22 protein-coding genes are annotated in these 24,272 nt (G+C 51.3%); 16 read left to right on the forward strand and 6 right to left on the reverse strand.

Annotated features, from left to right (window positions below; genetic code table 11):
• The first annotated feature begins 3 nt into the window (after positions 1–3).
• From PAEVO_RS27620 to ald, 9 genes are all read left to right on the forward strand, one after another.
• Positions 4–1,014 (forward strand): ABC transporter ATP-binding protein, encoded by a 1,011-nt coding sequence (locus PAEVO_RS27620; RefSeq protein ID WP_100540691.1) that lies wholly within the window; start codon positions 4–6, stop codon positions 1,012–1,014.
• A complete protein-coding gene (locus tag PAEVO_RS27625; RefSeq protein ID WP_100540692.1) occupies positions 1,001–1,801 on the forward strand; it encodes an ABC transporter ATP-binding protein in 801 nt (266 codons plus the stop codon). The genes PAEVO_RS27620 and PAEVO_RS27625 overlap by 14 nt, the downstream gene beginning before the upstream one ends.
• Positions 1,802–2,187: 386 nt before the next feature.
• Positions 2,188–4,593 carry a sensor histidine kinase gene (locus PAEVO_RS27630; RefSeq protein ID WP_243390957.1) on the forward strand — a complete coding sequence of 802 codons (2,406 nt, stop codon included), beginning with the start codon at positions 2,188–2,190 and terminating at the stop codon, positions 4,591–4,593.
• Positions 4,594–4,648: 55 nt separating this feature from the next.
• Positions 4,649–5,314 carry a response regulator transcription factor gene (locus PAEVO_RS27635; RefSeq protein WP_100540694.1) on the forward strand — a complete coding sequence of 222 codons (666 nt, stop codon included), beginning with the start codon at positions 4,649–4,651 and terminating at the stop codon, positions 5,312–5,314.
• Positions 5,315–5,530: 216 nt separating this feature from the next.
• Positions 5,531–5,653, forward strand: a complete 123-nt coding sequence (locus PAEVO_RS34740) for a hypothetical protein (RefSeq protein ID WP_279300485.1) — start codon at positions 5,531–5,533, stop codon at positions 5,651–5,653.
• A gap of 6 nt (positions 5,654–5,659) precedes the next feature.
• A complete protein-coding gene (locus tag PAEVO_RS27640) occupies positions 5,660–7,657 on the forward strand; it encodes a methyl-accepting chemotaxis protein (protein WP_100540695.1) in 1,998 nt (665 codons plus the stop codon).
• A gap of 200 nt (positions 7,658–7,857) precedes the next feature.
• Positions 7,858–8,778: an AraC family transcriptional regulator gene (locus PAEVO_RS27645; protein WP_100540696.1), complete on the forward strand. Its 921-nt coding sequence runs from the start codon at positions 7,858–7,860 to the stop codon at positions 8,776–8,778.
• A gap of 107 nt (positions 8,779–8,885) precedes the next feature.
• Positions 8,886–10,400 (forward strand): alpha-glucosidase/alpha-galactosidase, encoded by a 1,515-nt coding sequence (gene melA / locus PAEVO_RS27650; protein ID WP_100540697.1) that lies wholly within the window; start codon positions 8,886–8,888, stop codon positions 10,398–10,400.
• A gap of 274 nt (positions 10,401–10,674) precedes the next feature.
• On the forward strand, positions 10,675–11,793 hold the full coding sequence (ald, locus tag PAEVO_RS27655) for an alanine dehydrogenase (RefSeq protein ID WP_100540698.1): 1,119 nt from the start codon (positions 10,675–10,677) through the stop codon (positions 11,791–11,793).
• 162 nt (positions 11,794–11,955) lie between these two features.
• Here ald and PAEVO_RS27660 read toward each other — a convergent pair whose 3' ends face one another.
• Together PAEVO_RS27660 and PAEVO_RS27665 are read right to left on the reverse strand one after the other, a co-directional pair.
• Positions 11,956–12,648, reverse strand: coding sequence for a pseudouridine synthase (locus tag PAEVO_RS27660; protein ID WP_100540699.1), 693 nt, complete (start codon positions 12,646–12,648; stop codon positions 11,956–11,958).
• 105 nt (positions 12,649–12,753) lie between these two features.
• Positions 12,754–13,314: an SLOG family protein gene (locus PAEVO_RS27665; protein ID WP_100540700.1), complete on the reverse strand. Its 561-nt coding sequence runs from the start codon at positions 13,312–13,314 to the stop codon at positions 12,754–12,756.
• 125 nt (positions 13,315–13,439) lie between these two features.
• On the opposite strand from PAEVO_RS27665, the gene PAEVO_RS27670 reads away from it, so the two are divergent.
• Positions 13,440–14,318, forward strand: a complete 879-nt coding sequence (locus PAEVO_RS27670) for a DUF6612 family protein (RefSeq protein ID WP_100540701.1) — start codon at positions 13,440–13,442, stop codon at positions 14,316–14,318.
• A 235-nt stretch (positions 14,319–14,553) separates the two neighbouring features.
• Here the strand turns inward: PAEVO_RS27670 and PAEVO_RS27675 are convergent, their stop codons facing one another.
• Positions 14,554–15,576 carry a DUF4871 domain-containing protein gene (locus PAEVO_RS27675; RefSeq protein WP_100540702.1) on the reverse strand — a complete coding sequence of 341 codons (1,023 nt, stop codon included), beginning with the start codon at positions 15,574–15,576 and terminating at the stop codon, positions 14,554–14,556.
• Complete coding sequence (locus PAEVO_RS27680) at positions 15,573–16,091, reverse strand: RNA polymerase sigma factor (protein WP_100540703.1); 519 nt, start codon at positions 16,089–16,091, stop codon at positions 15,573–15,575. The genes PAEVO_RS27675 and PAEVO_RS27680 overlap by 4 nt, the downstream gene beginning before the upstream one ends.
• Positions 16,092–16,245: 154 nt before the next feature.
• On the opposite strand from PAEVO_RS27680, the gene PAEVO_RS27685 reads away from it, so the two are divergent.
• Entirely contained in the window at positions 16,246–16,749 is a 504-nt protein-coding gene (locus tag PAEVO_RS27685) for an LURP-one-related family protein (RefSeq protein ID WP_100540704.1), read from the forward strand.
• A 43-nt stretch (positions 16,750–16,792) separates the two neighbouring features.
• Complete coding sequence (locus tag PAEVO_RS27690) at positions 16,793–17,308, forward strand: mismatch-specific DNA-glycosylase (RefSeq protein ID WP_100540705.1); 516 nt, start codon at positions 16,793–16,795, stop codon at positions 17,306–17,308.
• A gap of 218 nt (positions 17,309–17,526) precedes the next feature.
• On the opposite strand, the gene PAEVO_RS27695 is transcribed toward PAEVO_RS27690, so the two are convergent.
• Both PAEVO_RS27695 and PAEVO_RS27700 read right to left on the reverse strand, forming a co-directional pair.
• Positions 17,527–18,381: a 1,4-dihydroxy-6-naphtoate synthase gene (locus tag PAEVO_RS27695; RefSeq protein ID WP_100540706.1), complete on the reverse strand. Its 855-nt coding sequence runs from the start codon at positions 18,379–18,381 to the stop codon at positions 17,527–17,529.
• On the reverse strand, positions 18,378–19,088 hold the full coding sequence (locus PAEVO_RS27700) for a futalosine hydrolase (RefSeq protein WP_100540857.1): 711 nt from the start codon (positions 19,086–19,088) through the stop codon (positions 18,378–18,380). Before PAEVO_RS27700 ends, PAEVO_RS27695 begins: the two co-directional genes overlap by 4 nt.
• A gap of 187 nt (positions 19,089–19,275) precedes the next feature.
• Here PAEVO_RS27700 and PAEVO_RS27705 point away from each other — a divergent pair, with 187 nt between their 5' ends.
• From PAEVO_RS27705 to PAEVO_RS27720, 4 genes are all read left to right on the forward strand, one after another.
• The gene (locus tag PAEVO_RS27705; protein WP_100540707.1) at positions 19,276–19,875 is read left to right on the forward strand and encodes a TetR/AcrR family transcriptional regulator; all 600 of its coding nucleotides are present in this window, start codon (positions 19,276–19,278) and stop codon (positions 19,873–19,875) included.
• 227 nt (positions 19,876–20,102) lie between these two features.
• Complete coding sequence (locus PAEVO_RS27710; RefSeq protein ID WP_100540708.1) at positions 20,103–21,110, forward strand: substrate-binding domain-containing protein; 1,008 nt, start codon at positions 20,103–20,105, stop codon at positions 21,108–21,110.
• Positions 21,091–23,034 carry a cache domain-containing sensor histidine kinase gene (locus PAEVO_RS27715; RefSeq protein ID WP_411830458.1) on the forward strand — a complete coding sequence of 648 codons (1,944 nt, stop codon included), beginning with the start codon at positions 21,091–21,093 and terminating at the stop codon, positions 23,032–23,034. Before PAEVO_RS27710 ends, PAEVO_RS27715 begins: the two co-directional genes overlap by 20 nt.
• Positions 23,031–24,245, forward strand: coding sequence for a response regulator transcription factor (locus PAEVO_RS27720; RefSeq protein ID WP_100540709.1), 1,215 nt, complete (start codon positions 23,031–23,033; stop codon positions 24,243–24,245). Before PAEVO_RS27715 ends, PAEVO_RS27720 begins: the two co-directional genes overlap by 4 nt.
• Positions 24,246–24,272: the final 27 nt, after the last annotated feature.

The raw sequence follows: 24,272 nt of genomic DNA on the forward strand, positions 1-24,272 counted from the left end.
GCCTTGAGCACAAATATACTGGAAGTTAACGAATTGAAAACCTATTACCGTACCCGGTTGAAGGAGCATGTATATGCCGTAGACGGCGTGAGTTTCTCACTCGAGAAGGGGAAGACGCTTGGCATTGCCGGTGAATCCGGCTGCGGCAAATCGACCCTTGCGCTCAGCCTGATGGGATTCTATTTTCCACCGCTGCATTTTGGCAGCGGCTCCATTGTCATCAACGGTACGGACATTATGAAGCTTGGCAAGGAACAGCTCCGTTCCCAGGTGTCGGGAAGAGAGATATCGTATATCCCGCAAGCAGCTATGAATGCCCTGAATCCTACGCTCAAAATCATTCATTTTGTCGAGGATATTATGAAGGAGCATCGCCCTGAGCTGAACAAGAAGCAGGTGTGGGATATGGCGGCGGAACGGTTCGAAACCTTGAATTTGTCGACCAAGGTACTGAACTCCTATCCGAACGAGCTGTCAGGCGGCATGAAGCAGCGGACGGTTATCGCAATCTCCACCATTCTGAATCCCAAAGTGCTGATAGCGGACGAACCGACCTCGGCGCTGGACGTAACCTCGCAGAAAGCGGTGATCAAGCTGCTGAAGAGTCTGCTGGATCGGGGCTATATTCAGTCTCTGGTATTCATCACGCACGAGCTGCCGCTGCTTTATCACGTAACGGATGACATCATTGTCATGTATGCAGGGGAGATCGTGGAGCGCGGAACCGCAGAGCAAATGATTTTTGACCCGATACACCCGTATACGAAAAAACTGATGGGTTCCATCATTGTGCCGGAGGAAGGCATGAAAGGACATAAGCTGGCCGCCATCCCGGGAACCCCGCCTAATCTGAAGAACGTGCCGGAGGGGTGCCGGTTCGCGGATCGCTGTTCCTATGTGCAGGACGCCTGCCGGAAGGGAAAGATTACGAGCCAGACCGTGGAGGATCGAATATATCGCTGCATCGTGGAACCGGGTGTGCTTAAGGAGTGGTATGCGAATGAAGAGGAATGATGTCCTGATTCGGGGAGAGCATCTTACAAAGGTATTCGGTTACGGCAAACAGAAGACAACCGCCGTAGAGGATGTTAGCTTTACCTTCCATGAAGGCGAAATCATATCGATTGTCGGCGAGAGCGGAAGCGGCAAAACGACACTGGCCAAAATGATCATGGGCCTGCTGAAGGAGAGCAGCGGTACGATTGAATATATGGGCAAGCCAAGGCAGTTGAAGCGGCACAGAGACCGGAAGCGCTATTGGAAAAACATTCAGGCGATCTTCCAGGACCCGTTCTCTTCGTTCAATCTGTTCTACAAAGTCGAGAAACTGCTGCTCGATTGCATCAAGCTGCAGGGTGATAAACTGACGAAGGAGGAGCAATTCCGCAAAATGAAGGAAGCGTGCTCCTTCGTCAATCTGAAGTTTGAAGAGCTGCACAATAAATACCCGTTCGAACTGTCCGGCGGGCAAATGCAGCGCCTGATGATCGCCCGGATCTTCATGCTTCATCCGAAACTGCTGATTGCGGATGAACCGACCTCCATGGTCGACGCATGCTCAAGGTCTACGATACTGGATATGCTCTTGAAGCTGCGGGATGAGAACAACATGACGATTATTTTCATTACCCATGACGTAGGGCTCGCTTATTATGTAAGCGATACGCTGTATATTATGGAGCAGGGGAAAGTCGTGGAGCGGGGACCGGCGGAAGAGGTTATCTTAAATCCGCAGCATCCTTATACCCAGCAGTTGATTTCAGATGTGCCCAAGATCCACTCCGAGTGGGATTTGGCATGAGCGACGTGAATGGTGGAAATCTCATGATGGAAAAGCCCGAAGCGTAACGCAGCTTCGGACTTTATTTTGTTAAAAAATTCAACTATAGGCGATCTGTCCTCTGAGAAAGTACGTCGATAGACATTTTTGTTATAGCGCGCACAGAATAGAGTCCCTATTCCCTTCGTTTATTTTCGTGAATATGACACTCCGAGTGGTTACGGTAAAATTTCTCTATTCTTGATCTTCGCATTTGTGAAGGATCTGCCGATAAATGATATGGCTGCCATTTGAGTTATCCCGCAGCTCGCATTCGGTATACCGCAAAGCATCAGACGTGACTGCGTGTATGCTTCATAAGGAGACCATCAAACATCATGTGTACTTACATCTTGGGGGCAACGATCTTGGCATTAGTCGCCCTCACCATCATTTTCTGGATTTTCTTGTACAGGAGCGGTTATCAGCGGAAGTTAAGCCATCAGGCCTTGGACATGGCCGAGGACAGATTCCGCCTGCTAGATGATATGCTGCTTACACTTGATGTTGGCATTTGGTCGTACGATTTCGGCATAAGGAGGATCCAAAATACTTCTTTGGCTTTTCATAAAATCACAGGTTATTCACAACGTGATTTCGCGGACGGTCTTCCCTGGGAAACGCTGATCCACCCAGAGGATATGACGCTGTTCCGATCGTTGATAGACAAACTTCGACAAGGCGACGCCGTTCATACCGAATACCGCATCATCCATGCGGAGGGCGAAGTACGCTGGGTTCAGGTGAAGATGATTCCGACGATGAATGAAACCGGTCAAATCGTTCGGACCGATGGCATTGCCATTGACATTACCACCCGCTTTCGCATGGAAGAGGCGCTGTATGATATTACGGAATGCAAGAAGATGGAACAGGCGCTCAAGGAAAGCATGAACCGGTATCGCAGGCTGGTGGAGGTATCTCCTATTGCCATTGCAGTCTGCAAGGACCGCAAGCTCATGTACGTGAATCCCGCCGGACTTCGGATCCTTGGAGCGCCGGGTCCTGAGAACATCCTGGATACAGATCCTTGGGACTGGGTGCTTGATCCCTATGAGGAGTGGGCACGCAGACGGCTCACACGGCTTATTCGAACAGGGGAGGTTGTGCCAGAGGAATTAGCCATAAAACGAGTAGACGGAGAGCGGGTCGATGTCGTGGCAACGGCACTGTATGATGCGGAATCGGACACGATTGAAGTTTTTTTTGAGGATATAACCGCCCGTAAATCAGCGGAACGAGCCCTTATGGAGAGTGATCGAATCAACCGCCATATCCTCGATATCGCTCCGGTCGCGATGTTCCTGCACTCCGATTTTTCTTATATTTATGCGAATCCCGCGGGCTTTTCCTTATTGGGCATTACGGATATCGAACAATTGGCGAGTACTTCGCTCCAGGACATCATTCCCTCGGATCAGGTTGAGTTCGTGATTTCGGAGGTTGAGCATGTGTACGAAAGCGGGAACACCTCGGAGCTCGCCGGGAACAAACTGGTCCGGCTGGATGGAACGATTATTGATATTGAAGCCATTACCACGCCGATCCCATATATAGGACGCAATACAGCACTGACCATTATTCGGGATGTCACAGAGCAGAAGAGGGCGGAACGGGAACGGATTGCGGCCGAAAGGCTTGTCCGGGAGAGCGAGGACCTGTATTTCAGGCTGCAGATGAGTCTGGATCAATTCTCCTCCGATCTTTTCGGGATGGTGAAGATAAGCGAATTGAATGCCCGTATTGTGCGGGAAATCAAAAAGGTGCTGGGGACGGATCGGGTGAGCCTCATACAGATCAACCACCACAGCCTGCATATCAAGATCCAAGGGGGCCATAAAGATCCGCCACAAGGGGTGCTGCATGCGATCCATACATGCGGTCCCGAGCATATTCCATTCTGTAAACTGTTTGAGATGTCTGACGGATATTTTGTCAAGATTGGAGAAATGAACGGGGACAGCAGTATTGTTTGCATTGGCGGAGAGGTGGTTCCTCAGCCTATGATACAGGCCCAAAAAATATGGCTGGAGACCATTACGCGTTATGCAAGTGTTCTGTACGATAACTTCCGCGTCATTGAGGATTTGACGAGGGAACTGGAGAAGCTGGGTTCATCCCAGCAGATCATGCCCCTATGGCTGCTGCGACTGATGCTGCATTTATCCGAGAATGAACGAAAGCGATTGTCCCAGGATCTTCATGATGCCGCGCTCCAGGAACAGATTATATGGTACAGGAAATTAAATCAGATTACATCGGATCATGAGCTGCCAGAGCATCTGCGTCCACAGCTGGAGGAAATCGAGCAGGGGCTTCTGGATGTGATTTATCAGATTCGAATTACGTGCAACGAGCTTCGTCCCCCACTGCTGAAGGAGGAGGGGTTGGAACGTTCGCTCGAGGCATTGTTTGAATTTACCCAGCTGCGCACCAATTATTCGATACAGTTCGACTGTTCGAACTTCGATGATGATATCAGTGACGATCATTTGATTGGACTGTACAGAATTGTCCAGGAGCTGCTGGCCAATGCAACGAAGCATTCGAACGCGACGGAGGTAAAGCTCCGTTTGTCCACCCAGTCGGATGAAGTCAATCTGAGTTATGAAGACAACGGGATTGGAATCGACCCCAGCCAGCAATCGGACCAATTCAACAGCATGGGGATCGGCGGCATGAAGGAACGGGTGAGAAGCATGAACGGCAAAATCCAGTTCGACTCATCGGATAGCGGGGGGTTGGCTGTCTATATATCCATAACGGCAAGGTAAATTCCGCCGGCAGCAAAGCAAGCAAGATATCAGACTGAAGGAGTCATGAGTGACGATGATCGAAATTTTATTGGTGGATGACCATCCCTCGGTGATGGAGGGAACCAAGGTGCTGCTTGAGCAGGAAAAGGATATGTTCGTGAAGCTGGCGAATACGCCGGAGCGGGCGCTGGAGCTGGTGAGCACGCTGCATTTTGACGTGATGCTGATTGATATGCACATGCCGGGCATGAACGGAATTGATTTGGCCAAGCAGATCCTCCGGATTGCTCCGGACGCGGTGATGCTGATTTATACGGGCTTTGAAGTCAGCAATCATTTTAATTTGATTATGGAGGCCGGACTGGCTGGTTTTGTCTCGAAAACGTCGGGCAAAGAGCAGTTGGTAACGGCTGTTCGGTGTGCGCTGCGAGGAGAAGTCGTTCTGCCGTTGACACTCGTGAAGCAGCTTCGTCGTGTGACCGCAAATGGTCCGGAACGGACGGCAGGGGCGCCGGCAGCCCCGTCTATAACCGATAAAGAATATAGTATTCTCAAGGAAATCGCTCGCGGAAAGAGCAACAAAGAGATTGCGGGAACGGTGATCATGAGCCAGCGTTCACTCGAGTACTGCTTAACCAATCTCTTTCAAAAGTTGAATGTAAAGTCACGCATAGAAGCTGCACTGAAGGCAAAGCAAATGGGAATCCTCTCGGATTCGGATTTTGTCCAGATGGGCTGATAGGCTAGCTCTTCTTCCGATTCAGATCATGAAGCATTGCATCCCTTGACATGTTCAAAGGTGATTTCGCTACCATTCGACAACAATCGCAGGGAAGCCCGCAAAATTCTTGCGTGAGCACGCAAGAGAATTTCGGTTACGAAAGGTATGTAAGTGTATATGCTTATGTTACTGGATGGATATAGTCTGTAAGTAGGAAGGATGGTTGCTTGCGGCATGACAAAGGACCTATTTGAATATGGTGTCGATGACCTCTTGTCACTGGAAGAGATTGAGGAAGTGTTGGCGCAGCTCGAAGAAGAGTGGAATGAATTTAACAGCCGGAAGAAGCGAGGGTGACTTATAATGAAACGATGGAAATCTTTGAGAGCTCTGTTTGCAATGAAACTCCAGAGCCGTATGCTGCTTATCATTTTGGGGTCGATCACGATTTTTCTAGCTGTCATGATGGCTTATATCAGTATGACTACAACGGAGGAAGCGCTGGATTCGGCCAAGACGCTTGCGGTGACAACGAGTGAGAAGATCGGCGCGATTGTACAAGCAGAGCTCGACGATGTAATGAACTCCGCGCGTACATTGGCTGTAAGCTTTGTTGGAATGAAAGAGAGCGATACCACGAATCGCGCAGCCGTTACTGAGATACTGAGAAGAAATCTGGAAGACAATCCGTCCTGGAAAGGGATCTGGACGTTGTGGGAGCCGGATGCTTTTGACGGACAGGATAGCGAATATAAAAACAAACTCGGCAGTGACCAATCGGGACGAATGATGTCCTACTGGGCAAGAACGGAGTCCGGCCTGGAACATTCCGTAATCGAGGATTATGAGCACGAAGGGGAAGGCGATTTCTATCTCCTGGCGAAGAACAGCGGCAAAGAAATCATTATGGATCCGTACGTCTTCAAAGTAGGCAACGAAGATGTCATGATGACATCGCTCGTTGTTCCGATTATCGATAACGGAAAGACCGTCGGCGTGGTTGGCGTCGATATTTCCCTGGCACATTTGCAAAGCGTAATGGAGCAATTCCGATTGTTCGATACGGGGTATGCTCATATTTATTCGAATACCGGCGTGATCGTAACGTCGCCGGAGGACGGATTGATGGGGCAGACGCTGGAAAAGGCCTATCCCGGCAAGACGGTTCCTCTCATACTGGATGCGATTCGGGAAGGAGATGTCTATACCGAGGAAGATTCAGAGCTGTACAAGCTGTATACGCCGATCAAGACCGGATTAACCGAAACGCCATGGTCTGCCGCTATCATTATCCCGATGGATGAGATTACGGCGAAGTCGGATGCACTGATCATCTCCATTATCGTTGCCGGTGCAGCCACCCTGGTGGCCATGGCGGCTGTAGTGGTCCTGTTAACGAGATCCATTGTGAAGCCGCTGGGCGTTTCCGTTGCTATCGGCGAGTTCATGTCGAAGGGAGACTTCACGCAGAAGGTTCCTGCGGTTTATCTTCGCAGAGCCGACGAGATCGGCACGTTGTCCAGAGTATTCGCTCAGCTGCTGGAGAGCATGAAGGAAATGATCGGCAAAGTGAACATGAACGCATCATCGGTAGCCGCGGCTTCACAGCAGCTGTCGGCTGGTGCCGAGGAACTGGCCGTTGGAAGCAGCAGTCAGGCTGAATCCGTGCAAACCGTTAGCGAATTGTTCCATGAATGGTCGAATGCCATCAATTCCGTGGCGAGCGATGCCTCGGCTGCATCCGAGCTTGTAAATCAAACCTCCGGCATTGCAGCGGAAGGCAGCGGCATCGTCCAGCAGTCGGTGGAAGGCATGAATCGGGTACGGGAGCAGGTTGCCAAACTCGAAGCTGACTCCCAGCGGATCGGCGAGATCATCGAGGTCATCGACGACATCGCCAAGCAGACCAATCTGCTTGCCCTCAATGCCACGATCGAGGCTGCCCGTGCCGGCGATCAAGGAAGAGGTTTCGCTGTGGTGGCGGATGAAGTGCGTAAGCTAGCCGAACGTAGCGGAGGTGCCACGAAGCAGATCGCCGATATCATCAAGGGCATGCAGAAGAATACGACCGATAGCGTGGAGGCGGTGAATCAAGGCGTCATCCACACGGAAAAAGCCGGTGAAGCCTTTGCCTACATTACAAGCATGGTGAACGAATCGGCGGGCAAGGTGATGGATATTGCAGCCGCCAGCGAGGAGCAGGCAGCCCAGGCTGCCGAGGTGGCAACCGCGATTGAAACGATATCTTCGTCGACGGAGGAAACGGCGGCTACAAGCGAGGAATCGGCTGCAACAGCACAATCGCTTGCCGAGCTTGCCGAAGAATTGAACCATACCGTATCGGCCTTCAAAATCTCGTAGCACCACTGGCATATTGATGATAAGCTTGGCCAAAGGGCCGGGCTTTTTTTATATATAAAGTGACGATTTATGTACACTGTGAGATTTTAATACACCTTTAAATACTCTTAAACGCGGTCTGTCTTCTGTGAATTACGTCGATAGAAGTTTTTGTCCATAAATCATGGTGGACTGCTCGGACGAAGGGAGGAACACGTGTTGTGAATGGCAGCTTGTTTCAGCAGATGTTAGAAGAGGGAGATTATGTCCCCCGCTTTTACGCCTATTACTATAAGCAGTGGATGGATTATGAAATGCCTTACCACCAGCATGATTCAACCGAGATTATGTATATGATTTCAGGGGTATGCCGGATTGACGTGAAGGTAGGCGATACGGAAAAGAGCGTCACGCTCAAAAAAGGGGAGTTTATGGTGCTGGATGCCGATGTCCCGCATCGGTTAATCGTTGAGCAGGCGGTCTCCTGCCGAATGCTGAATGTGGAGTTCGGGTTTATGGAATGTGAAGGGAGGACGCTTTCTCTTAGGCAGATTGCCGGTGAGGAGCAAGAGGTGTCCTTTCTCCTGAATCGGCCGTTTCCCTACTTGGTGCTAGCGGATCAGGAGGAGGTATATCCGGTGCTCAAGAGCCTCGTGCTTGAACTCGATCAGAGAGGGACCGAGGGCAGAATGATGACGCATATGCTGTTTATTCAGTTGCTTGTATGCATTGCCCGTCTGTATGAAGAAAGGGAACGCAGCGAAGTGCAGCAGAGCGAGTTCTATATTAAACGAAGTGTCGATTTCTTGCATCAGAACTATGACCGCAATATTCAGGTGAAGGACGTTGCCGCCGAGGTGAATCTGCATCCCGGTTACTTGCATCGGGTATTTCGCAGAGGAACGGGCAGGACAATCACCGAGTATCTGACCATGATTCGCATGGAAAAGGCCAAAATGCTGCTGGAGCAGACCGATATCCCCATACATGAAATATCGGATTATGTAGGTGTTGGCAGCCGGCAGTATTTCCATATGTTATTCAAGAAGTATACGGGAACCACGCCGGTGGAATATCGGCTGCGGAAGGACCGGAATGCCTGGAAATATGGTGATCCGGATGCCGCAGCAGATAAGAAGTGAGGATTTTTGACTCGGAAGAGTTCAAGAGGTCATGATTTTGATAACGCTTTCTACCGCTCGATTGCTACAATAACTACAATCTAATTTGCAGCTAGGGAGTGGATAGAATGTCATTTAAGGTTGCTTTTATCGGAGCGGGAAGCATCGGCTTTACCCGGGGAATTCTGCGTGACTTGTTGACTGTACCGGAGTTCAGGGATATCGAGGTTGCTTTCACCGACATCAGCCAGCATAACCTGGATATGGTCACGGAATTGTGTCAGCGGGACATTACCGAGAATGGACTGTCGATTGCAATCCAGTCCACCACGGATCGAAGACAAGCCCTGCAGGATGCCAAATATGTCATCTGCACCATTCGCGTGGGCGGACTGGAGGCATTCCGTACGGATGTGGACATTCCGCTGAAATATGGCATCGATCAATGCGTGGGCGACACGCTCTGTGCAGGCGGCATTATGTATGGCCAGCGGGGAATCCCCGAGATGCTGAGCATTTGCCGGGATATTCGCGAGGTGTGCGCACCTGACGTTCTGCTATTGAACTATTCGAATCCGATGGCCATGCTGACATGGGCATGCAATCAGTATGGCGGCGTGCGGACGATTGGTTTATGCCATGGCGTGCAGCATGGGCATCATCAGATCGCCGAGGTGTATGGCTTGAAAAAACAAGAGGTCGATATTGTCTGTGCCGGGATTAATCATCAGACTTGGTATATTCGAGCCTCACATCAAGGCAAGGACTTGACGGCTGGGCTGCTGGAGGCATTTGAACGACATCCGGAGTACAGCAGGACAGAGAAGGTTCGCATCGATATGCTGAGGCGTTTCGGATATTACAGCACCGAATCCAACGGCCATCTAAGCGAATATGTTCCTTGGTACCGTAAACGGCCGGAGGAAATTACGGAGTGGATTGACCTCAGCAGCTGGATCAACGGAGAGACGGGCGGATATTTGCGAGTCTGTACCGAGGGACGCAACTGGTTCGAGACCGATTTCCCGAACTGGATGAAAGATCCGGCTATGGAGTACACGCCGGAGCAACGGGGAGAGGAGCACGGCTCCTACATTATTGAAGGTTTGGAGACCGGCCGGGTATACCGGGGCCATTTTAATGTGGTGAATGAGGGCATTATCTCCAATCTGCCGGATGATGCCATCATTGAGGCGCCGGGTTACGTGGACCGGAACGGCATATCCATGCCGCATGTAGGGAGCTTGCCGTTAGGGCCGGCTGCGGTGTGTAGCGTAAGCATATCCGTTCAACGGCTGGCGGTTGAAGCGGCGGTTCATGGAGATGACAAGCTGCTTCGTCAGGCATTTATGATGGATCCGCTGGTCGGAGCGGTATGTAATCCGAAGGAAATCTGGCAGCTGGTCGATGAAATGCTGGTAGCCGGTGAAGCATGGCTTCCTCAGTATGCGGCTTCGATCGCCGAAGCGAAGGCACGTCTAACAGCGGGCAATCTGATCCCTACCCGTCCGTATGAAGGAGCCGCCAGACTCAAGGTGAAGACGGTGGAGGAGATGCAGCTCGATCGGGAGAAGGCAAACAAAAACGCAGGTGAATCCGACAAAGGGAAGGATCGCGAAAAAGGTAATCCGGTTGCACATTAACGAAGGTATCAACAATAGAAATACTTAGAGTTTCATAAATGCGTATTAAACAAACACTTTGGGCGTGGATGGTATAACGGACAAAAATCCGCTATAATCCCTCTGCCAGAAGTGTTTTTTTCTGGATTCCGTTCATCTTTCACCTGCATATACTACGAATACCTAGATACAAATTCGGACGGACAATCCCTGACCTTAGACAGGTACACAGTTTGGGTAAAAATGGTTACAATTCAATTAGATAGGCAAAGTTCACCATTAAGGAGGCATGGGGATGATTATTGGGGTTCCCAAAGAAATCAAAAATAACGAAAGCCGCGTAGGCATGACGCCGGGTACGGTCGTCAGCTTCAGAAATGCCGGGCACGAAGTTCTCGTACAATCCGGGGCCGGCCTTGGGATCGGTTTTACGGATGAAGCATATAGAGCGGCTGGAGCCAAGGTGGTTGCAACGGCTGCCGAAGCGTGGAATGCCGAGATGGTTGTGAAGGTGAAGGAACCCCTGCAAGAGGAATATGAATACTTTCAAGAGGAAATGATCCTATACACGTATCTGCACCTGGCCCCCGAGCCGGAACTGACCAAAGCGCTTGTTGACCGTAAGGTGAGTGCCGTTGCTTATGAAACGATACAATTGACGGATGGCAGCTTGCCGCTGCTGACACCGATGAGTGAAGTGGCAGGTAGAATGTCCATTCAAATCGGGGCGCATTTCCTGGAAAAAGCGCACGGCGGCAAGGGTGTCCTTCTAAGCGGCGTACCGGGCGTCGCACCGGGTAAGGTTGCCGTTATCGGCGGCGGCATCGTTGGCACCAATGCGGCAAGGATTGCGCTGGGGCTCGGTGCGGACGTCAGCATCCTCGATATTAATCCCGGCCGACTTCGTCAACTGGATGATCTTTTCCAGGGGCGGGTCAAAACGATCATGTCCGATCCGTATCACATTGCGGAAACGGTGAAGGCCGCCGACCTTGTTGTGGGTGCGGTATTGATCCCCGGTGCACGGGCCCCGCGCCTCGTAACGGAAGAGATGGTAAAAGAGATGAGTCCGGGATCGGTCATCGTGGATGTGGCGATTGATCAAGGAGGCTCCATTGAGACGATCGACCGGATCACCACGCATGACAACCCGACCTATGAAAAGCATGGTGTTATCCATTATGCTGTAGCCAACATGCCGGGCGCCGTAGCCAGAACCTCCACCATGGCACTGACCAATGTAACGGCACCCTATGGGTTGAGAATAGCAAGTAAAGGACTACGGACTGCCGCACGTCATGATAAAGCGCTTGCCAAGGGCATTAATGTCATCGACGGCAAGGTAACCTATGAAGCGGTTGCGGCGGCTCATGGTTATGCGTACACCAGCATTGACGATTATTTGCTGGCATAGAGATAACAAGTTTAAAGCATGTAGAGCCATTTTTCAAAAATTTGACATGATACCGGGGGTTATGACGTAAACCTTGGGGGCTTTCGTTGGCCAGTGTGGACAAAGTTGAAAAATGGCTTTTTTATGTTCCTGGATGGCATCTTGCAACGAGGTCATCTTCGCCTAGGTCAACATAAACAGGAGCTTATGCAGTTCCGTTTCCTCCAAATGCCTCCACTCACCCCGTTCCAGTTGATCCAGCGTAATATTCATAATTCGGACGCGCTCCAGCTTCAGCACGCTGTACCCCAAGGCTTTGCACATTCTGCGGATTTGCAGATTAAGGCCCTGTGTCAAAATGATACGAAATACATCTTCGCTTTGCCTGTAAACCGTGCATGGTTTGGTTACTACGTTCAGGATTTCAACACCTTGAGACATCGCTTGAATAAATGCGTCCGTAACGGGTTTGTCCACGGTCACCACATATTCTTTCTCATGATTATGTTCCGAACGCATCATTTTGTTCACAATATCTCCGTCATTCGTAAGCAAAATCAAACCTTCAGAGGCTTTATCCAGCCTCCCAATGGCAAATATGCGCGATGGATAGTTAACAAACTGAATAATGTTTCCCGCCACATGTTCTGCTGCCGTACAGACAATACCGATGGGTTTATTGAGAGCCAGGTAAACCGCCTCGCTATCATTATGAGGAATTTCCTTCCCATCTATCAATACGAGATCGTGCAGTTCAACATCCGCCCCTTTTTCACACACCTTGCCATTGATCGTAATCCGTCCGGCCGCAATCAATCGGTTGGTTTCTCTGCGCGAGCAAAATCCCGTTTCACTTATATATTTGTTAATTCGCATGCTCCACCGCTTCTCATGTGTAATATTGCCACAGGTTCATTTAGTTAGCTCCTCTCTCATTTCCTCCTCTGGCGGATCGAAGCGGTAACCGGGGAGCAAGCGAGCCTAGTAAAAATCCTGCGACATGTTCTCTTCGTCTGCAACAGCCTGTATCTCCTCCGAACCGATGCTGATGAAGCGGTAGCCGTCCGCTGCCTGCTTCTTCAGCGCTCGTTCTTTGATGAACTTGGGGCTGGCTTCGCCGCCGTCTTCGTCATACACGAGCAGAATGCCATCGGTTTTGCGGAGAAGCAAATCGTCTCTGGCCGTAAATTGCCACGGCCCCTGATAAGGGCTCTTGCTGACCGGTGCATAGAAGTCTACCCCTTTCATCACTTCCTGAAAATAAGCCTTTTTATCCTCATTCCATTGCTCCTCGGGATTCTGGTAGGCCGTCAGAATGGAGCATTTCAGGTCGGGGTATTGGGACTTTAGTTCGATAGCCGCTTCAATGGCCCACAGGTCCACGCCATATTGGCCGGGAGTGATGACCCACTGAAGGCCTTCCTCAAGCAGCGGAACCAAGCGGTTGGCAATTGCTTTGCGTATATAAGGTATGCCTTGGTGTTTGTTGTTGTAAATACCGAGCTCGTGGGCCCGATATCCGGTAATCAGAAGATTTTCCAATCGAGCACGCTCCCTGACAAGAATTAGGTCTAGTGTACCTTTTTCGGAAATTTTGATCAATCGATGTTACAAATCGTATAGAATGGGTAAGTAAACCGGAATACATATTTTAGGAGGAAATTCGATTGAAGAAGTGGACAGCAGTATTACTAGGGGCAATTTTGGTTATGAGCATGACAGCATGCGGCAAGGACAACAAAGCAGCGGAGGACGCCGCAACGCCGCCGGCAACGGAACAAGGGACGACTCCTTCGACAGAGACGCCGCCAGCTAAAGAAGAACCGAAGGAGGATGCTCTTCCAACTGCTGACGAGCTTCTTCAGAAATCGGCTGAAGCTTCCCAGAATTTGAAGAGCTTTGCGATGAAAGCCGATGTTAAACAGCATATCGTGGTTGAAGGCGAAGAGAAGCAGGAGCAAGACGTCAATATGTCGCTTGATTCGGAACTTACGCTCGAGCCGGTGGAGATGATGCAGAACGTTGTGATGGATTCTCCGGAAGGCAAGGTCGAGATGAAGCAGTATATAACGGAAGACGGCATTTACATGCTTATGGATGGTCAATGGATGCAGGTTCCGAAGGAATCGGAGCAGGAGATCCGCGACAGCCTGGATATGAGCAGTGCGAGTCCAGAGCAGCAGGTAGAGCAGTTCAAGTCCCTCGCTAAGGACTTCAAAGTAACGGAGGACGGAGACACATACGTCCTGACGGCGGATGTTTCCGGCGACAACCTGAAGGAGCTTGCCAAGTCCATGATGAGCCAAGCGGGCAACGATCCGCAGATGGAAGCCATGATGGATCAAATGGATATCAAGAGCATTCATATTATCTATGGCGTACAGAAGGAGTCTTACCTGCCGGTAACAACCGATTTGGACATGGTAATGGCAATGGATGCCGAAGGTCAGAAGGTATCCTTGGATATGAAAATGAAGAGCGCTTACTCCAAGCATAACGAAATCAGCAAGATTGAAGTGCCGAAGGAAGCTTTGAACGCGGAGTAATGCTGTTTGGCTGATGAAATAAGCGGAATATGAAATGATTGATATTCCTCATGAAGAGGCTGCCTCGGTTCTGTAGATGTTCTACAGACCGAGGCAGCCTTATTTGATGGAATCCATTTCATTTCAACGGTAGGGTCAAGGCAACGGCTTCCTCCGTTGTTTGACTAGGAGGCTTGCCGTGAGGCGTGCTTATGTTAACGGCCAGCGGCTCATGGATCTTTGGGCATCGCCAAATTTATGGTTTAGCAACTTCGACAATGACGCTGCCGAACAATTGACCGTTGATCGAGACCATAATGCGCCACAGTCCAGGCGAAGGAAGTGACATCGTTGTCGGCAATGAGGCATCGGCACCATTATGAGGATAAGGAGTGACGCGAGATTTAAATACATCGATGAGCTTTGACGAATTTTGTTTCACGGCAGTGATGACCAGATCCCCCGTTAATTCCTCTTTGCTTCCCCAAAAGTGCCACATATATTTATTGGGGTGACCTGCGATAAACCCCGGATCAATAAAGCCGAGATGTCCCTTAATGCCGGTCATTTCAGTGGGAGGAAACTGGGAGGACAGCATCGACTCCACCGGGTCTTCAGAAGCAGCCGAAACGAAGCTCGGGCTCGGCTCCCAGCTGCTGTCCGGCACATCAATCACGATATCGCCGTATTTCTCCTGATCCACCATCACGTCGAATCGCCATAACCCGGAGAGCGGCAGGGCAAAGCGGGAAGAGACCCGGGTGAAGTTATCGTAAGCCATATCGGAGGTAATCATCGTCTCGGCAAGCTCTTCAAGGGTAGTTCCCGTATCCCGGTGTACGGCGGTTATGCGGATCGTTTTCCCTTCAAGCGCTTGAATTGGGGTTAACAGATTCCACCAGGCACCGGCCGGAGAGCCCGCGGCAGCATCCCCGCCCGGAAATGCCTGAAGTTTATCCACGCCATCATCCGTATATACGCTCCGGGGAGTCCACTTGGCTGCGTATCCCCAGCCCTGGATGGGGATCATCCGTTGAAGCGCAGGAGACTCACGCCATCCCCATACCGCTACTAGAAGAAGAATCATGAATGCACATGCGCTTATAACACGCAGACGCGTTGGAGACCTCCGTTTGTTTCGGCCCTTCTTTACAGAGCCGTTAGCGGCACTGTTCAATACACGGGATTTCATCTTCTCGGTAAACATCGGCTCATTGAATGGAGAAGAAGCGAGTTCCTGTATCCAATCCGGCGGCTGCGGCTCTTGTTCGGTCTTCACTGGACATCCTCTCCTTTCAACATCTTTTCCATTCGGGCGCGAGCCCGGTGCAGTCTGGATTTGATTGTTCCTTCGGATATGCCGAGCAGTTCCGCCATTTCTTTTCGCGGCAGCTGATAATGGGATTCCAGGATAAGCACCTCCCGGTATTTGGGCGGCAGCTCCATCACGTACTTCCAAATCTGCGAGACGGCAGCAGCATCCATAAACTCTGTTTCGGCGGAGGGTTCAGTCTGTTTGGAGGTGATCCAGCCGGTTAGAGACACCCTCGTCATAAAGGGAGATTTGAGATAGTTCAGGGACAGGTTGCGGGTGATGGTGAACAGCCATGTTTTGACAGAGCTCCGGCCCTGAAAATCATTCCAGTGCTTAAATGCTCTCAAGAACACGTCCTGACTGATATCATCAGCCGCATCTTTGCGTTTTGTTAGGAAGAACGCATAGTTCCACACGTCCTGGCCGAAGGACTCCATTAAATCGCTCAGCACCGTGCTTGCTTCATTTACGGCCACCATTTGTTTCAGGTACTCCAATCGCATCACCTCGAATATTAGACAATTGAACAAAGGATCGGTTCCCGGATTCCCCCGAAAATTTGAAACAATTTAACGTGCAAATCGTTGTAATGAATAACAGGTATGCAGGGAATCGAGGAAGGGGAGAAGGCGTATGCATTTATATTTCAAGGATAACTTTTTTAGCTCGGGTATAACAGATATTATGGATAGGGAAGGCAGTGTAATAGGAAGCCTGGATTTGAAGAGCGCTTTCGGCTCCTCGCTGGACGTGTATAACGTTTCGGGAGATCCGGTATGCAGCGGCTCGTTTCGTTTCTTCTCCAACAAGTGGCATATCGCGAGCGGCAGCGGGGAAGAGCTGGGCGTGCTGCGTATGCGAATGAGCTTCTTCACGAAAAAATTCGAATACAACGCGGGATCGCGGGGCGTATATGAGATCACTTCGCCTGCCTTTTCCAATGAATATGAAATAACGGATGATGCCGGAAGGGGAATCGCCCATTTTTCCCGCATTAGCGGCTGGCTCCAGGCCGGGGCCTATCTGCTGCAGAATGAGAGCAACGTTCTCGGAGACTGGGAGCTCGTTACCGTGGTGATGGGCATTCACCAAATACGCAAACGCAACAACAGCGCTGCCGCATCGAGCTCTCACTAAATTCAGGATAACCCAGAATAAGACGATGATAGGAGGAGTCAGAATGAACGAAGTCAGCGATCATCTCGATTATGGATTGACTCTTGTATTTATCGGATTTAATCCCAGTTTGCGGTCGGGGGAAGTCGGACATCATTATGCGAACCCTCGCAACAATTTTTGGAGGATTCTGCATAAATCCGGTTTGACCCCTCGCTTATATGATGCCTCGGAGGATGGGGAATTGCTTAAACTGGGGTATGGGTTTACCAATATTGTGGCCAGGCCTACACGGGGGGCCGAAGACATTACCCGCGAAGAGTACAGACTCGGAAGAGAGACGCTGCGGGAGAAGCTGGCGGAGTACAGACCGGAGGTTGCTTGTTTTGTCGGCAAGGGCGTGTATACCGAATTCAGCGGTAAAGCCAAGGTGGATTGGGGAATTCAGCCGGACTCCGTCGTGGACGGCGTCCACGAGTTTGTAGCTCCTTCTTCCAGTGGATTGGTACGAATGCCAATGGATGAGATTATCGGAATTTATCGGCGATTGAATGATTTTATATCGAAGAATGAATTCTAAACAAGGAAGCTGGACGAGAAGCATTCATAGGGATAATGAAAAAGAGGAACATCCAGAAGACCCGGTTTGTCGGATTCTTGGTGCTCCTCTTTTGAACATAAAATATATAAGCTTTCCGTGAAGCTAAATCTTCCGATCACGCAAGAAAACACTATACGCGGTTTGTTTTATGAGATCGTACCTCCATTGAGATTTTTCATAAGAGGTAGGTTGCCGTATCATGGACGCTTCAGCAGCTCGGGATCGATTCGCGGCACAAGTCCTTCATCGGCTGCACGGTTCAGCAGGGCTGAAATCGCGGCATAGCCGTCTTCGCCCAGCTCTGCGGTAAACGGATTGACGTACAGGTCGATGTGGGCATCGGCGACATCCGGGTCCATTTCCTGAGCGTGCTGGAGGACATAGGCCCGAGAGTCCTCGGGATGTTCCCAGGCATATTCGACAGAGGAGCGGATCCAGTTTGAGATGCTTGCCAAATCCAGCGACCTGCGGGCCACAATCGCACCCAGAGGAATAGGCAGATTCGTATCGGATTCCCACCAACTGCCCAGATCCGTCATCAGTTTCAATCCATAGGACGGATAGGTAAATCGTGCCTCGTGGATGACAAGCCCGGCATCGATCGCTCCATCCCGGACAGCCGGCATTATTTGATCGAACGGCATCACCACGATTTCGCCGAGTCCTCCAGGTACGTTCTGTGCAGCCCACAGACGGAACAACAGATAAGCCGTGGAGCGCTCACTCGGAACGGCTACCCGCCGGCCGGACAGCGCAGCCGGACTGTCCGGGGCCTTCCCGTCTGTCAGCTTGTCCGCCGTCAGAACGAGAGGCCCGCATCCGCGGCCAAGTGCTCCTCCGCAGGGCAGGAGGGCATATTCATCCAGCACCCAGGGCAGCGCGGCGTAGGATATTTTTAAGATATCATGTTCTCGATCCTCGGCCGCCCAGTGATTGGTGATATCGATATCCGCGTAGGATACATCAAGCTCGGGGGCGCCCGGAATCCGTCCGTGAACCCAGGCATGAAATACAAATGTGTCGTTAGGGCAAGGGGAAAAAGCGATTTTCATCGTAGCACCTCCGGTAGTAATGAACTTGCGGTCTCAAGCGCCAGCAGCGCCTCCTTAATCTTCCATGCGCTGCGGTCTCGCGGTCCAACCTGATTGGATATGGAACGGATTTCGAGCACGGGCACACCGGCTGCAGCGGCAGCGGTGGCCACGCCGAATCCCTCCATCGCCTCGGCTGCGGCGTCCGGCACCCGATGGAGGAGACGTGCAGCCGTAGCTGCTGTTCCCGTCGTGGTGGAGACCGTCAGCACAGGCCCGAGGGTTACGGACGCGCCGGCAATCTTTAAGGCCTCCGCAAATTTTCTGGCAGAGGCTGGATCTGCCTGTACCCGATCCATTCCGAAGCCGAGCTCCTGGACGCTGCTGAAGCCGTCTTCGGTTTCCGAACCGAGATCAGCGGCAATGATGGTGTCCGCAATGACGATGGAACTAACCTCAGCCTGGCCGGCAAATCCTCCGGCGATACCTGCGCTGACAACAAAGTCATAGGTGCCTTGAATCAGCTGGCGGGCAGTCGCAGCAGCGGTAGCCGCGGGACCAACTCCACCCGCGATCACATCAAATCCGTGTGCACCCTTAAGCCCGCGTAGTACGGCTTCTTTTTCGGCATCGACTGCCGTAACAATAAGCACGCGCTTGGAAGACGGGTCTGGCGAGTTATGTGACTCGGTCATATCCACCGAGTTGGATTGGGTTTGTTTCTGCATGGTATTAATCTCCTTCTTGGCTGTAACGATAAACATCGCTATCCTTTTACGTTATAACGTTCTTGTGGCGATGTAAAGTCTCGTGCATGTTAAGCTTGGACTTTATGTGTAGCAGCATCTTTCCGATATAGAGTATAATGGACGGTAACTTACCTACATCATGACTAGATTCGGAGGTTGGATAGCTTTGCGTAAGAAGGGTGCGAATGGACAAGAAAGCCGGGCTAGACTACTGATTGTCGCTGCCAATGAATTTGCAAAGTCAGGATACCATCAGACAAAGATCAGCACCATCGTTTCCCGGGCTGGATTGACGCAGCCGTCATTCTATTTGTATTTTGAGAGCAAAGAAGCTGTTTTCAAGGAGCTGGTGGAGAAATTTCGTTCTGAGCTCAAGATTCTGCTCGAGGGTAGCAGATTGGAAAGCGGAATCGATGAGGATCATGTGACCGGTCGTTTGCAGAGTGTGCTGACGGGATTGTTCGCGTTTCTTGGCAAAGACCCGGATCTGACGCAAATCGGTTTTTTCATTGGGGATGACTCTGTCATCATAAAATCTGAAATGGCAGCCATGATTGAGCAAAATCTGAAAGCTGAGCAGCGGGACGGGTACTTTGACGGTGATTCCGATATGCACATTGTTGCGGAGTGCTTAGTCGGTGTCATTGAAAGACTGACCTCCCAGCAGCTTCTGACAGGCAAGCGTACTCCTGAGGATCTCGCGCGTCATGTGGTGAGTTTATTTATGCACGGCATCAGCATTTATCCGGCTAAGCGGACTACATAAGGCTGTGAAATTTATTGTATAAAAAGTAAGATCATTAAAGTATCGGAAAACAGGCTGTGACACGGGTAGGGATAATCGTGGACGGCCTGTTTTTACTGCTGACCAGAGCCCAATCCCAGCAAGCGTTTGATCTTTTTCAAAGAATTGCAGTATATTCATTATACGTTTATGTAACCGATTGCAACTGCAGATGACGAACGAAGGATCAAGGATCGGGGGACTTATTCATGAAGAAGATGATGCTGGTATACGGTGCGCTTCTATTGGCTTTTCTCACCTATGTGTTCATGTACAGGCTGGAGGACAAGCGTTCTTCGGCTTGGGAGGAGGGCGGCCTGCACGGCAGCATTGGGGAGAATTATGTCATGGTGACTTTTCAATCCGGCATGGAATATTGGAAGAATATTTTAAAGGGCTTCGAGGATGGAGGGGATGCTCTGGGCGTATCGGTTGATTACCGCGGCTCTACACAATATGACGTGGAGGAACAGATCACCGTTCTGGAACAAGTGATTGCCAAAAAGCCCGCCGGTATCGCCTTATCGGCCATCGATTCCAAAGCGCTGACGTCAACGATTAATAAAGCCGTGGAAGCCGGGATCCCCGTTGTGCTGTTCGATGCGGATGCACCTGACAGTAAGGCTTATTCTTTCCTGGCGACCAACAATTACAACGCTGGCGTTGCGGCCGCGGATAAAATGGCGCAGCTTCTCGGCCGGGAAGGGGAGATCGGGATTGTTACCCAGCCTGGGCAGCAGAATCATGATGACCGTTCCGAAGGCTTCAGAGACACCTTAGCGCAGCGATATCCGGGCATGTCCGTGGTGGAGATCAGGGAAGGCAAAGGGGATACCCTTGTTGCCAAAGAGGCTGCTGCCGACATGCTGGACAAACACCCGGATCTCAAAGGGATCTTCGTAACGGAGGCCAGTGGCGGAATGGGCGTGGCAGATGCCGTTATCGGCGCAAATAAAGCGAACCGGATTACCATTATCGGATTCGATACGAATAAAGGGACGCTGGACCGGATCTCTGATGGAACCATCGCGGCAACGATCGCCCAGGGAACGTGGAATATGGGCTATTGGTCGCTGCAGTATTTATTTCATCTGCATCATGGTCTTACCGTACCGGCCCCGACGCTCGGCAACGATGTGTCTCCGCTTCCTGTTAGGGTGGACACCGGGATCTCGATCGTGACCCGAGAGAATGTGAATGATTATTATGCAAAATAGAAACAGAGCGGAATCCTGGCGCGAAGGCATCTGGCGGTGGCTGCGGTTCGGGGATTTGCCGCTGAGATACAAGCTGGTCATCTTGTTCCTCATGGTTGGCATCCTGCCCTCGATCGCACTGGGCGTCCTCGTTAATTGGACGGTTAACCGCATTGTGGATCAGCAGGTAACCTCAAACACCATTCAATTAATCGGTAAGGTCAATCAGACCTTGGACAATGATATGGAGAATCTCCAGAATATTACGTATTTGATCGGATTTGACCCACGCACGGAGCGGTTTCTGCAGGGGGAAATCCAAGGGGATAAGCCGGCCGCAGGGACCGAAGATACGGGGAATTCCGGCCCGCAGTCGTTCTCGGTGAAGCAGGACAATGAGGAAAATTACGAAATTAAGCGATATCTTCAAGGCTTCACGACGCTGTACCCGGAAATCGCCTCCATTCTTCTGGTCAATCGTGATGGGGAATACATCAGTAACGAAATGTATGCACGCGGTCCTGCCACCTTGACGGAGGAAGCTTGGTACCATGAGGCTGTTTTAAATGAAGGTATCTTTACAGTGCTGGGCCATCCGGCAGACCGTAAGGTCACCACCCATGTTCATTACGGCAACGAAGAGCTGGTGTCGGTCGTTCGCTCGTTTGTGGATCCGGACACGAGGGAAGTAACCGGAGCGGTATTGATCGATTTGAAGCTGCGGGCAGTCGCGAGAGCGGTCCGGGATGTCACGCTTGGAAAAAGCGGGTATTTGATGGTGGCCGAGGCCGGCGGCTCGAGCATTTACACGCCGGAGGATGCCATCATCCCGTCCATCCCCCCTTCGTGGTTTCCGGACGAGGACAGCGGAGCCTTGATCCGTGAGGTGAATGGAGAGCGGCTGCAATTGATATACGGCACCTCCTCCTTTACCGGCTGGCGGACGATCGGGGTGTTTCCAACCAGCGAATCGGTGTATGAGGTTCGGGAGATTCGGTTTTATATGATTTGTTTCTTGTTTGTGGTGTGCTTGTTTGGCGTAGCTGCATCCTACACGCTTTCACAGTCGATATCCAGACCGATCTGGCAGCTCATGTCCTTCATGCAAAAAGCCGAATCCGGGGATTTGACGACCCGTTATTGGGGAAACCGGCAGGATGAGGTGGGCATGCTTGGACGCAGCTTTAACCGCATGCTTCTGCAGATCCGCAAGTTGATGAAGCTGAGCGAGCTGCGGGAGAAGCAGAAGCGCGAAGCGGAGCTGCGCAGCCTGCAGGCGCATATTAAGCCGCATTTTCTGTATAACACGCTGGATACGATCCATTGGATGGCCCGCAAGAAAGGAGCGGACGATGTATCGGATCTGGTAGAATCCTTGTCGCGGCTGTTTCGAATCGGGCTCAGCAAAGGGGATGATATCATTCCCATGTCCGACGAATGGATGCATATCAGCAGTTACCTGCAGATACAGAAGACGCGTTACCGGGACAGGCTGCAGGTTGAGATGGAGCTTTCGCCTGAGGCTGAGAAATTGTACGTGCTGAAGCTCCTTCTGCAGCCGGTGGTGGAAAACGCGATATACCACGGCATTAAGGCCCGCAGGGGGCCTGGGCGCATTGTCATCAAAGCCCAGGTGAACGGAGATGTTCTTCTCCTAGGCGTCCAGGATAATGGGGCCGGCATGTCTACTGAGCGGCTGGAAGCGCTTCGCAAACAGCTTGCCGACCCGGTAGCGGCCATGGAGACGACTCCGGGAGAAAGGGTAGGCGAAAGCCGCAGCTACGGCATGCTGAATGTACAGGCTCGTATCAAGCTAACGTTTGGCGATGAGTACGGAATCGCAATTGACAGTATAGAGAACGAGGGAACCACGGTAATGATTACGCATCCGCTGCTGCATACCGGCCCTTCGTCCTCCGATGATGATAGGAGAGACAGGCTATGAATAAAACGTATCAAGTCCTGATTGCTGACGATGAACCGATTATCCGCGAAGGTATTCGGGATGCGGTGGATTGGGAGGCACTTGGCATGGAGGTGGCTGACGAAGCGGAGGATGGCGAGGAAGCGCTGGAGCTTGCGCTCAGCCGGCCGATCGACATTATGCTGGTCGATATGAATATGCCGTTCCTGGATGGCATCGGGCTCATGAAGCGGATGAAGGAAGAACGTCCCGAATGCCGGTTTGTCATTATTACTGGCCATGACGAATTTGCTTATGCGCAGGAAGCGATCCGGCTCGGGGTTAAGGATTATATATTAAAGCCGGTGAATGCGGATCACCTGATTCGAGTGCTTGGAAGCGTAAGGGATGAACTGAATGACCGGCAAATCCAGGAGAGTTATCTGAAGAAGGCCTCCGAGCAAATCGAGAAGAATATTCCGCTGCTGCGGGAACGATTCTGCCTGGAATGGATGCATGGCCTGCTGGATGAGGAGGAGGCGCTGGAGCAGCTGGAGTTTCTCGGGCTTCCTCCTAGTGAGCCTACCCAGGTCGGCATCGCCAGATGGCCGGAGATGACGGCTCCGCAGCCGTTGATGAAGGAAAGCGACCGGCAGCTGTATCTGTTCGCGATGGAGAATATCATTTCCGAGCTGATCCATCCCGCTCCTTGTGTTTTGTTCCGTGATCATACAGGATGGATTGGCATCTGTTTATGGGGTGAGACGGATGTGGAAATCGCAGCCGATGCCGAGCAATCCATTCAGAAGTACTTGAAGCTGACTGTCAACGTTCATATGGAGTTTGTATCGGAAGGAGCGGGGGCGGTTGCGGCAGCCTATGAAGCCTGCCGGGACGGGGTGTTCAAGGATGCGCAGCTGTCTCCGTTAGTACGGAGGGCCCGGCAGCTCATCCAGGAGCAGTATGCCGTTCGGGAGCTGACGCTGGAATCGTTTGCCCAGGCGCTGCAGGTTTCGCCAGTCTATCTGAGCCGAACGCTAAAGAAAGAACTGGGCACGTCCTTTATTACACTTATGACCCAGACGCGGATTCAAAAGGCGATCCAGCTGCTTAATTCCACCGATCTGAGTATCCTGGACATCGCGGAGCGGGTGGGATATGACAGCCAGCATTATTTCAGCACGGCTTTTAAGAAGGTGATGGGGGTATCGCCGAACCGGTACCGCAAAGGGGCGACGGTTCAGGAAGAGTAGGTGGTTGAGCGAGGATCTTGAAGTGGG

Source organism: Paenibacillus sp. GM2FR, assembly GCF_002803325.1.
Taxonomy (GTDB): Bacteria; Bacillota; Bacilli; order Paenibacillales; family Paenibacillaceae; genus Paenibacillus_AQ; species Paenibacillus_AQ lautus.

What these genes read in the sequence shown, in the direction of transcription:
- PAEVO_RS27625 (WP_100540692.1), top strand. Translation starts at nt 1,001, where the DNA reads ATGAAGAGGAATGATGTCCTGATTCGGGGAGAGCATCTTACAAAGGTA.
- PAEVO_RS27635 (WP_100540694.1), top strand. Translation starts at nt 4,649, where the DNA reads ATGATCGAAATTTTATTGGTGGATGACCATCCCTCGGTGATGGAGGGA.
- PAEVO_RS34740 (WP_279300485.1), top strand. Translation starts at nt 5,531, where the DNA reads ATGACAAAGGACCTATTTGAATATGGTGTCGATGACCTCTTGTCACTG.
- PAEVO_RS27640 (WP_100540695.1), top strand. Translation starts at nt 5,660, where the DNA reads ATGAAACGATGGAAATCTTTGAGAGCTCTGTTTGCAATGAAACTCCAG.
- melA (WP_100540697.1), top strand. Translation starts at nt 8,886, where the DNA reads ATGTCATTTAAGGTTGCTTTTATCGGAGCGGGAAGCATCGGCTTTACC.
- ald (WP_100540698.1), top strand. Translation starts at nt 10,675, where the DNA reads ATGATTATTGGGGTTCCCAAAGAAATCAAAAATAACGAAAGCCGCGTA.
- PAEVO_RS27660 (WP_100540699.1), bottom strand. Translation starts at nt 12,648, where the DNA reads ATGCGAATTAACAAATATATAAGTGAAACGGGATTTTGCTCGCGCAGA.
- PAEVO_RS27680 (WP_100540703.1), bottom strand. Translation starts at nt 16,091, where the DNA reads ATGGTGGCCGTAAATGAAGCAAGCACGGTGCTGAGCGATTTAATGGAG.
- PAEVO_RS27685 (WP_100540704.1), top strand. Translation starts at nt 16,246, where the DNA reads ATGCATTTATATTTCAAGGATAACTTTTTTAGCTCGGGTATAACAGAT.
- PAEVO_RS27690 (WP_100540705.1), top strand. Translation starts at nt 16,793, where the DNA reads ATGAACGAAGTCAGCGATCATCTCGATTATGGATTGACTCTTGTATTT.
- PAEVO_RS27695 (WP_100540706.1), bottom strand. Translation starts at nt 18,381, where the DNA reads ATGAAAATCGCTTTTTCCCCTTGCCCTAACGACACATTTGTATTTCAT.
- PAEVO_RS27700 (WP_100540857.1), bottom strand. Translation starts at nt 19,088, where the DNA reads ATGCAGAAACAAACCCAATCCAACTCGGTGGATATGACCGAGTCACAT.
- PAEVO_RS27710 (WP_100540708.1), top strand. Translation starts at nt 20,103, where the DNA reads ATGAAGAAGATGATGCTGGTATACGGTGCGCTTCTATTGGCTTTTCTC.
- PAEVO_RS27715 (WP_411830458.1), top strand. Translation starts at nt 21,091, where the DNA reads ATGATTATTATGCAAAATAGAAACAGAGCGGAATCCTGGCGCGAAGGC.
- PAEVO_RS27720 (WP_100540709.1), top strand. Translation starts at nt 23,031, where the DNA reads ATGAATAAAACGTATCAAGTCCTGATTGCTGACGATGAACCGATTATC.